Source organism: Actinomadura sp. KC06 (genome assembly GCF_004348735.1).
GTDB lineage: Bacteria > Actinomycetota > Actinomycetes > Streptosporangiales > Streptosporangiaceae > Spirillospora.
Genome location: NZ_SMKT01000034.1, coordinates 36,823 through 47,329, shown reverse-complemented (window position 1 = coordinate 47,329; position 10,507 = coordinate 36,823). Strand labels below are relative to the sequence as shown.

The 10,507-nt window shown below is 72.1% G+C and carries 1 protein-coding gene; it reads right to left on the bottom strand.

The genetic code is table 11. The annotated features are described in order from the left end of the window. Positions 1 to 3 precede the first annotated feature (3 nt). Entirely contained in the window at positions 4 to 10,503 is a 10,500-nt protein-coding gene (locus tag E1287_RS45605; RefSeq protein WP_165968991.1) for a type I polyketide synthase, read from the bottom strand. Positions 10,504 to 10,507: the final 4 nt, after the last annotated feature.

Below are 10,507 nucleotides of genomic sequence, written 5' to 3'. Positions count from 1 at the left end.
GTGCTAGGAGATGCCCAGTTCGTTGTCGAGCGCTTCGAACAGCTCGTCGTCGTCGGCCCAGTCGGTCCCGGAGTCCGGTTCGGGCTCCGTGCCGCCGTCCTCCCTGTCCTGCCAGGACCTCAGCAGCGCCTCCAGGCGGGCAGTGATCCTGGTGTGGTCGCCTCCGGCGGCGGCCGCGGCCGACAGCGCGGCCTCCAGCCGGTCGACCTCCGCGAGGACGGGCCGGGTCGCGTCGTGCTCGCGCGGCGCGATCGACGTCTTGATCTCCCGGGCGACGGCCCGTGCGGTCGGATGGTCGAAGACGAGGGTGGCGGGCAGCCGCAGCCCCGTCGCCGCGTTCAGCGCGTTCCGCAGCTCCAGCGAGATCAGCGAGTCGAACCCGAGCTCCTTGAACGCACGGTCCGGGTCGACCTCGCCGGCCGAGCCGCGCCGCAGCACCATCGCCACCCGGCCGCTGACGAGTTCCAGCAGGACCGCGTCGCGCTCGTGCTCGGCGAGATCTTCGAGCCGCCGCTCCAGGACCTGGCGGGCGTCCGCGGACGCCCGCGCCGCCGGACGCGCCGCCCCGGCGCCGCGGAACAGGCCGCGGAACATCCACGGCAGCTCGTCCAGGTTCATCCGGGCGGCGTGCTCGTCCAGAGGGATCGGGACGAGCAGCGCCTCGTCCACCGCGGCGGCGTCGTCGAACAGCGCGGCGCCCCGCTCCCCGGTCAGCGCGATCATCCCGGTGCGGCGCATCCGCTCCCGGTCGAGTTCGGTGAGCCCGGCGGTCATGTCGCTGCCGTCCGCCCACAGGCTCCAGGCCAGCGACTGGCCGGGGAGGCCGTTCGCCCGCCGGTGTGCGGCCAGGGCGTCCAGCAGCGCGTTCGCCGCCGAGTAGTTCCCCTGGCCCGCGTTGCCGAAGACCCCGGCGTTCGAGGAGAACAGCACGAATGCCGACAGCCCGTCCATGCCGCGGGTGAGCTCGTGGAGATGCAGCGCCGCGTCCGCCTTGGCGCGGAGCACCCGGTCGAGCCGCTCCGGGGTGAGCGAGCCGATCACACCGTCGTCGAGGACACCGGCCGTGTGGACGACCCCGGTCAGCGGCCGGTCCGCCGGTATCCCGGCCAGCAGCCCGGCCACCGCGTCGCGGTCGCCGACATCGCACGCGGCGATCTCGACCTCGGCGCCGAGCCCCGCCAGCTCCTCCCGGAACTCGGCGGCGCCGGGTGTCTCCATGCCCCGGCGCCCGACCAGCAGCAGCGCGCGGACGCCGTGCGCGGTCACCAGGTGCCGCGACACCAGGCGGCCCAGCATGCCGAGCCCGCCGGTCACCAGGACGGTGCCCCGGTCGCCGAATGTCGCGGCGGGCGGCGTCCCCGGCCGGACGGCCGGCACCCTGGCCAGCCGCGCCCGGTGCACGACCCCGTCGCGCACGATCACCTGGGGTTCACCGGACGCCACGATCGCGCCGACGTCCGGCATCGCAGGATCGGGGTCGGCGCCGGTCGTATTCGCGATGTCGGCGAGGAGTATGCCGTCGCCGGGGTTCTCCGCCTGGGCCGCGCGGACCAGGCCGCCGACCGCCGCGCCGGCCAGGTCGGAGACGTCCTCGCCGTCCAGCGCCGACGCCCCGCGGGTGAGGACGAGCAGCCTCGACTCACGGAACCGCTCGTCGGCCGACCACGCCTTCAATACCTCCATGGCCTCCTGCGCGGCGGCGTGCACGGACTCGGCGTCGGTGCCCGCGCGGGGCGTCATGACGACGACGTCCGGGACCGCTTCCGGTTCCGCGGTGGCGGCCGCCTGGACCTCGTCCCACGTCGTCCAGGACACGGCGGAGGCCGCGGCGCCCGGGACAGGCGACCATTCCACCCGGAACAGCGAATCGACGAACTCCTCGCCGGTCGGCCGGAGCTGATCCGCCGTGACCTTCCGCGACGCCAGCGCCGCCGCCGACAGCACGGGACGTCCGGTCTCGTCCGCCATCAGCAGGGACACGCCGTCGCCGTCCTCCGCCGGAGCCACCCGCACCCGGACGGAGGTCGCGCCCGTCGCGTGGAGCGAAACTCGGCGCCAGTCGGAGGGGAGCCGGAGTTCGCCCTCTTCTGCGGCATCGTCGTCCAGCCAGCGGACGTGCGCCGCCGCGTCCAGGAGAGCCGGATGGATCCCGAACCGGTCGGCGACCGCGGCGGCGTCCTCCGGCAACGCCACCTCAGCCAGCCATTCGTCACCGCGCCGCCAGACCGCCCGCAGCCCCTGGAACACCGGCCCGTAGCCGAAGCCTTGCTCGAACGACCGCGCGTACGCGTCGGCGACGTCCACCGGGTTCGCCCCGACCGGAGGCCACACGTCCAGCTCCGCGCCGGGCGCCGGGGCCCCGGTACTGAGCGTGCCGACCGCGTTCCGCACCCACGACTCATCGGCCGCCGCCCCGTCCCGGTGGGTGTGGACGCTCACCGGCCGGGTTCCGGACTCGTCCCGCGCTCCGACCACGACCTGCACGTCCACCCCGCCGTGCTCGGGCAGGACGAGCGGCGCCTCCATCGCCAGCTCTTCCAGCACGTCGCAGCCGACCTGGTCACCGGCCCGGATCGCCAGTTCCGCGAAACCCGCGCCCGGGAACACCACGGCGCCCAGCACCTCGTGCTCGGCCAGCCACGGCTGCGTGTCCACCGACAAGCGACCCGTCAACACGACCCCGCCGGATTCCGGTGCCACCACCACGGCGCCGAGCAGCGGATGCTCCGCCGCTATCTGGCCGAGGCCCGACACGTTGCCCGACGTGGCGGCGGCGTCCGTCCAGTACCGCTTCCGCTGGAAGGCGTAGGTCGGCAGCTCGACCTGGCGGGCGCCGCGTCCGGCGAACACTGCGCGCCAGTCGACGTCGGCGCCGTCGGTGTGGAGGTGTCCGATCGCGGTGAGCAGCGCGGTCGGCTCGTCTTGCCCGGCGCGCAGTGCGGGGACGGCCGTGGCCTCGTCCAGCGCCGACCTGACCAGCGCGGACAACACGCCGTCCGGCCCCACCTCGACGAACCGGGACACGCCCTCAGAGCGCAACGCCTGGACACCGTCGTGGAACCGGACGGCGTCCCGCACATGCCGCACCCAGTACTCGGCCGTGCCGAGCTGCTCGGGTGCCGCGAGCCCGCCGGTCACATTGGAGATGATCGGGATGGCCGGGGCTTCGTAGTTCAGGCTTTCGGCGATCTTGCGGAAGTCGTCCAGCATCGGGTCCATGAGCGGCGAATGGAACGCGTGCGACACCCGCAGGCGGGTCGTCTTGCGGCCCTGGGCGGCGAAATGGTCGACGATGCGGCCGACTTCGGCATCGGTCCCCGAGACGACGACCGAACCCGGGCCGTTCACCGCCGCCACTGCTACCGGCCCATCGCCGAGCAGATCGGTGACCTCGTCCTCGGACGCCTGCACGGCCGCCATCGCGCCGCCCGGCGGGAGCGCCTGCATCAGGCGTCCGCGCGCCGCCACCAGCTTCGCCGCATCCGGCAGCGACCACACCCCGGCGACGTGCACGGCGGCCAACTCACCGATCGAATGCCCGGCCAGGAAACCGGGTCGCACGCCCCACGAACGCAGCAGCCGGAACAGCGCCACCTCGACGGCGAACAGCCCGGCCTGCGTGAACATCGTCTGATCCAGCAGCTCAGCCTCAGACCAGATCACGTCACGCAACGGACGATCCAGGTGCTCGTCCAACACCGCGCACACTTCATCGAGCGCTTCGGCGAACACCGGGAACGCCTCGTACAACTCCTGGCCCATCCCGAGCCGTTGCGCGCCCTGACCGGAGAAAAGGAACGCCGTTGAGCCAGCAGCGGCAACACCGGTGACCAGTCCGGCGGCTGGCTCACCTGTGGCAAGCGCGGCCAATCCAGCGGCATGGTCATCGGCGACGATCACCGCGCGGTGCTCCAGCGCCGCACGGCCGGTCGCCAGCGACCAGCCCACGTCCACCGGCGACAGCTCCGGACGCGCAGCCATATAGGAGCGCAGCTGTTCCGCCTGCGCCCGCAACGCCTCGGCCGACTTCGCCGAGATCACCCACGGCACCGCCCCACCGGGAACGTCATCGCGTTCGGTGACCTCTTCAGCGGGAGCTTCCTCCAGAATCACGTGGGCGTTGGTGCCGCTGATCCCGAACGACGAGACCCCGGCCCGGCGCGGATGACCGTTGACCGGCCATTCCCGCGACTCGGTCAACAACTCGACCGCGCCCGCCGACCAATCGACATGCGGGGTCGGCTCGTCCACATGCAACGTCTTGGGCAGGACGCCGTGGCGCATCGCCTCGACCATCTTGATGATCCCCGCCACACCGGCGGCGGCCTGGGCGTGGCCCATGTTCGACTTGATCGACCCCAGCCACAGCGGACGCTCCTCGGGACGGTCCCGGCCGTAGGTCGCCAGGACCGCCTGCGCCTCGATCGGGTCGCCCAGCGTGGTACCGGTGCCATGCGCCTCCACCGCGTCCACGTCACCGGTGTTCAGGCCCGCGTTCGCCAAAGCCTGGCGGATCACCCGCTGCTGGGACGGTCCGTTCGGTGCCGTGAGCCCGTTGGACGCGCCATCCTGGTTGATGGCGCTGCCCCGCACCACCGCCAGCACCGGATGACCATTGCGGCGGGCGTCCGACAGCCTCTCCACCAGCACCACGCCGACGCCCTCGGCCCACCCGGCGCCATTCGCCGACGCCGAGAACGACTTGCACCGGCCCTCCGGCGAAAGCCCGCGTTGCTCGCTGAATTCCAGGAACATGTTTGGCGTGGACATCACGGTCACACCACCGGCCAGCGCCAGCGAGCACTCGCCCGAACGCAGCGCCTGGACGGCCCAATGCAGCGCCACCAGCGACGAGGAACAGGCCGTGTCAACCGTCACCGCCGGACCCTCCAGACCCAGCGCATAGGCCACGCGACCCGAAACCAGACTGCCGCCGCTTGTCGTAGCGGAATCTCCACCTAGGCCGTAGTCGTGGTACATCAATCCGGCGAAGACGCCCGTGGCGCTGCCCCGCAACGACGACGGGTCAATTCCGGCCCGCTCCAGCGCCTCCCATGACGCCTCCAACAACAATCGTTGCTGCGGATCGGTGTCGGCCGCCTCACGCGGTGAAATCGCGAAGAAGTCGGCATCGAACTCCGCCGCGTCGTACACGAACCCGCCCTCGCGAGCGACGCTCTTGCCCGCACGACCCGGCACCGGGTCATACAGCCCGTCCACATCCCAGCCCCGATCGACCGGGAACCCCGACACCGCGTCCACACCATCAACAACCAGCCGCCACAACTCGTCCGGGGACCCGACACCGCCTGGATAGCGGCACGCCATCCCCACGATCACCACCGGATCGTCGTCCTGCGCGGTCCGACCCACCGGAGCCGCAGCCACGGCCGCACCGGTTCCGGCGATCTCCTGGTCCAGGAAGCCCGCCACCGCACGCGACGTCGGATAGTCGAACACCAACGTCGCCGGCAACCGCAAACCCGTCTCGCCGCGCAACGCGTTGCGCAACTCCACCGCCGACAGCGAATCGAAACCCAGTTCCTTGAATGGACGCTCGGGCTGGACGGCGTCGGCCGAGCCGTGTCCAAGCACTGAGGCGACGTGGGTACGGACGAGTTGAAGCAGCGTCTCGATGCGTTCCGCCTCGGGCAGCCCGGCAAGTCGCCGCGTCATCGCCTCGGCGTTCTGAGGACGTGCCTGCACGGTTCGACGCAGTGATCCGCCGGACATGTCGCGCAGGAGCGCCGGAACCGTGTCGCCCCTCGCACGCAGGGCCTTCCGGTCGAGCTGAACCGGCACCAGGACGGCTTCGTCCGCGAACGACGCCGCGTCGAACAACGCCAGACCCGTCTCGACCGTGAGGGCGGGCATGCCGAGCCGGGCGACCCGGTCCATCTCGGCGTCGGTCAGACCGGTGGTGACGTCCCACAGGCCGAAGGCGATCGACGTCGCCGCCAGGCCCTGCGCCCGCCGGTGCACGGCCAGCGCGTCAAGGAAGACGTTCGCCGCCGCGTAGTTGCCCTGCCCGGCGGCCAGGACCAACCCGCCTGCCGAAGAGAACAGCACGAACGCTGAAAGACCCATGCCTTCGGTCAGCTCGTGCAGATGCCAGGCCGCGTCCGCCTTCGGCGCCAGGACGGCATCGATCCGCTCCGGGGTGAGGGAGGAGAAGACGCCGTCGTCCATGACACCGGCGGCGTGGATCACGCCGGTGAGGGGGTGCTCGTCCGGGATCGCGGCCAGCAGGTCCGCCACCGCCCGCCGGTCGGACACGTCACAGGCCGCGACCCTCACCTCCGCACCCAGGTCCGCCAGCTCCGCACACAGCGCGTCCGCGCCGGGCGCGTCCATGCCACGTCGGCTCGTCAGCAGCAGACGCCGCACACCGTGCGCCGAGACCAGGTGCCGCGCCACCAGCGCGCCCAGACCACTCGTACCGCCGGTGACCAGCACCGTCCCGTGCCCTGCCCACGGACCATCGACCGTCCGGCCGTCGTCCACCGACGCTCCGGTCAGCCTCGGCACCCACAGCTCCCCGCCGCGTACCGCCGCCTCAGGCTCGCCCGAGGCCGCGACCGCCGACGCCAGCCACACCGAATCCGGATCGTCGTCCACGTCCATCAGCACGACACGGTCCGGATTCTCCGCCTGAGCCGCCCGCACCAGACCCCACACCGGAGCCTGCGACAACTCCACCGGCTCACCGGCAACCGACACCGCACCACGCGTCATCACCACCAGCCGAGAACCCGCAGACTCCTCACCAGCCAGCCACCCCTGGATCGCGGACAACGCCTCACCCGCCACCGAACGCACAGACGTCGGCACCTCGCCCGACGCCTGCGGGCACGTCCACACCGTCACGTCCGCGTCCTCGGACACTTCGGGGAGGGGACGGCGGGACCATCCGATGCGGAAGAGCGAGCCGCCGGACCCTTCGGCGGGGCGCAACTGTCCGGACGAGACCGGCCGCGACACGAGCGAGTCCACCGCGAGGACCTCGCGTCCGGACTCGTCGGCGAGGGTCATGGACGCGGTGCCGTCGCCGCGTCCGAGACGGGTGTGGACGCGCAGCACCGACGCGCCGGACGCATGCAGCCGCACCTCGCTCCACTCGAACGGGAGCAGGGTCTCGTCTCCGCTCTGCTCGTCGTGATGAAGCAGCTCGGCGTGCATGGCCGCGTCCAGCAGGGCCGGATGGATGCCGAACCCCTCGGCCTCGTCCCGGTACTCCTCGGGCAGTGCGACCTCCGCGAACAGTTCGTCGCCGCGCTGCCAGGCCGCCCGCAGCCCGCGGAAGACGGGCCCGTATCCATAGCCTTCGTCCAGCAGCCGGTCGTAGGCGCCGGTGAGGTCCAGCGCAGTGGCGTCGGCGGGCGGCCAGGCCAGGAGAGTGGAGGCGGCCGCCGGACCGGCCGTGCCGAGCGCGCCCTTGGCGTGCCGGGTCCAGTCGTCGCTGGACGATGCGTCCTCGGGACGGGAGTGGACGCTTACCGGCCGGTCTCCGGACTCGTCCGCCGCCTCGCCGACCGTGACCCGCAGCGCGACCCCGCCCTGCTCGGGAAGGACCAGTGGGGCCTCCAGGGTCAGTTCCCGGAGGACGTCGCAGCCGACCGCGTCCCCCGCCCGGATCGCGAGCTCCACGAACGCGGTCCCGGGGAGCAGCACGTTGCCGAGCACCCGGTGATCGGCGAGCCACGGCTGGGCGTCCACCGACAACCGGCCCGTAAGCGTGACGCCGTCCGAGTCAGGGGAGGTCACAATGGCGGCCAGGAGCGGATGCCCGGCCACGTCGAGACCTGCCGAGGAGATGTCCGCCTCCCCGGTGCGCGGGGTGAGCCAGTACGTCTGGCGCTGGAACGCGTAGGTCGGCAACTCGACCTGGCGGCCGTCACGGGCCGCGAAGACCGCCGTCCAGTCGACCGCCGCACCCGAGACGTGCAGGCTCGCGACCGCCTGGAGAAGGACGTCCTGCTCTGGACGGTCCCTGCGCTGCGCCGCGACGAGCACCGCGTCCTCGGCCTCGACGCTCTGCTGCGCCATCCCGGTCAGCACCCCGTCCGGGCCCACCTCGACGAACCTGGACACGCCCTCAGAGCGCAACGCCCGGACGCCGTCGTGGAACCGGACGGCGTTCCGCACATGCCGCACCCAGTACTCGGCCGTGCCGAGCTGCTCCGGCCCAGCGACCGCACCGGTCAAGGTGGACACGATCGGAATGGACGGGGCTCCGTAGTCCAGGCTTTCGGCGACTTTGCGGAAGTCGTCCAGCATCGGGTCCATCAATGGCGAATGGAACGCATGCGACACCCGCAACCGCGACGTTTTACGCCCCATCCCCGTGAAGTGCTCGACAAGACGAGCGACTTCGTCCTCGGCCCCCGACACCACGACCGACTCCGGGCCGTTCACCGCCGCCACCGCCACCGGCCCGTCTCCGAGCAGGCCGGTGACCTCGTCCTCGGACGCCTGCACGGCCGCCATCGCGCCGCCCGCCGGAAGGGCCTGCATCAGCCGTCCGCGAGCCGCCACCAGCTTCGCCGCATCCTCCAGCGACAACACCCCGGCCACATGCGCCGCCGCCAACTCACCGATCGAATGACCCGCCAGGAAATCAGGGCGGACGCCCCACGCCTCAAGAAGCCTGAACAGCGCCACCTCGATCGCGAACAGTCCGGCCTGCGTGAACACCGTCTGATCGAGCAGCTCGGCGTCCGACCAGATCACGTCACGCAACGGACGATCCAGATGACCGTCCAATGCCGCGCACACCTCATCAAAAGCAGCCGCGAACGCCGGGAACGCCTCGTACAGCTCCCGGCCCATCCCGAGCCGTTGCGCGCCCTGCCCCGAGAACAGAAACGCCGTTGAGCCAGCAGCGGCGACACCGGTGACCAGTCCGGCGGCCGGTCCACCCTCGGCAAGCGCGGCCAATCCAGCGGCGTGGTCATCGGCGACGATCACCGCGCGGTGCTCCAGCGCCGCACGGCCGGTCGCCAGCGACCAGCCCACGTCCACCGGCGACAGCTCCGGACGCGCAGCCACATAGGAGCGCAGCCGTTCCGCCTGCGCCCGCAACGCCTCGGCCGACTTCGCCGAGATCACCCACGGCACCACGCCGCCGGACACCTCGCGGTCCCCGGCGCTCTCCTCCGCGGGGGCCTCCTCCAGGATCACGTGCGCGTTGGTGCCGCTGATCCCGAACGACGACACCCCGGCCCGGCGCGGACGCCCGTCCACCGGCCAGTCCCGCGCCTCTGCCAGCAGCTCCACATCACCGGCCGACCAGTCCACATGCGGGGACGGCTCGTCCACATGCAACGTCTGTGGCAGCACCCCGTGCCGCATCGCCTGGACCATCTTGATGATTCCGGCCACGCCCGCCGCCGCCTGCGCATGGCCCACGTTCGACTTGATCGATCCGAGCCACAACGGACGCCCCTCCGGACGGCCCTGCCCGTAGGTCGCGAGCAGCGCCTGCGCCTCGATCGGGTCGCCCAGACTCGTCCCGGTCCCGTGGGCCTCGACCGCGTCCACATCGGCGGCGTCCAGGCCCGCGCTCGCCAGCGCCTGCCGGATCACCCGCTGCTGGGACGGCCCGTTCGGCGCGGTCAGCCCGTTGGACGCGCCGTCCTGGTTGACGGCCGAGCCCCGCACCACCGCCAGCACCGGATGGCCGTTGCGCTGAGCGTCCGACAGCCGCTCCACCAGCACCACGCCGGCGCCTTCGCCCCAGCCGGTGCCGTCCGCCGACGCCGAGAACGACTTGCAGCGGCCGTCCGGCGAGAGGCCGCGCTGCTCGCTGAACTCGACGAAGGTCTCCGGTGTCGCCATGACGGTCACGCCACCGGCCAATGCCAATGAGCACTCACCGGACCGCAGCGCCTGGACGGCCCAGTGCAGCGCCACCAGCGACGACGAGCACGCCGTGTCCACCGTCACCGCCGGGCCTTCCAGGCCGAGCGTGTAGGCGACGCGGCCCGGGACGATACTGCCGTTGCTGGAGCTGTTGCCGTAGTCGTGGTACATGACCCCGGCGAACACGCCGGTCCGGCTGCCGTGCAGGGTGACCGGATCGATTCCGGCGCGTTCGAGAGCCTCCCAGGAGACCTCCAGCAGGAGCCGCTGCTGCGGGTCCATCGCCAGTGCCTCGCGGGGGCTGATGCCGAAGAACGCGGGGTCGAACTCCGCCGCGTCGTGCAGGAAGCCGCCCTGGTTCACGTAGCTCTTGCCCGGCACACCGGGCTCCGGGTCGTAGACGCCCGCGACATCCCAGCCCCGGTTCGCGGGAAAGCCGGTGACCGCGTCCACGCCGTCCGCGACGAGGCGCCACAGGTCGTCGGGGGTGGCGACGCCGCCGGGGTAGCGGCACGCCATCCCGACGATCGCGATCGGTTCGGCGGCGGCGTTCGCCAGCCGGTCGGCGCGGCGGCGCAGCCGCTCGTTCTCCACCAGCGAGTCGCGCAGCGCCTCGACGATCTCCTCGACGGATGCGTCCACGGTG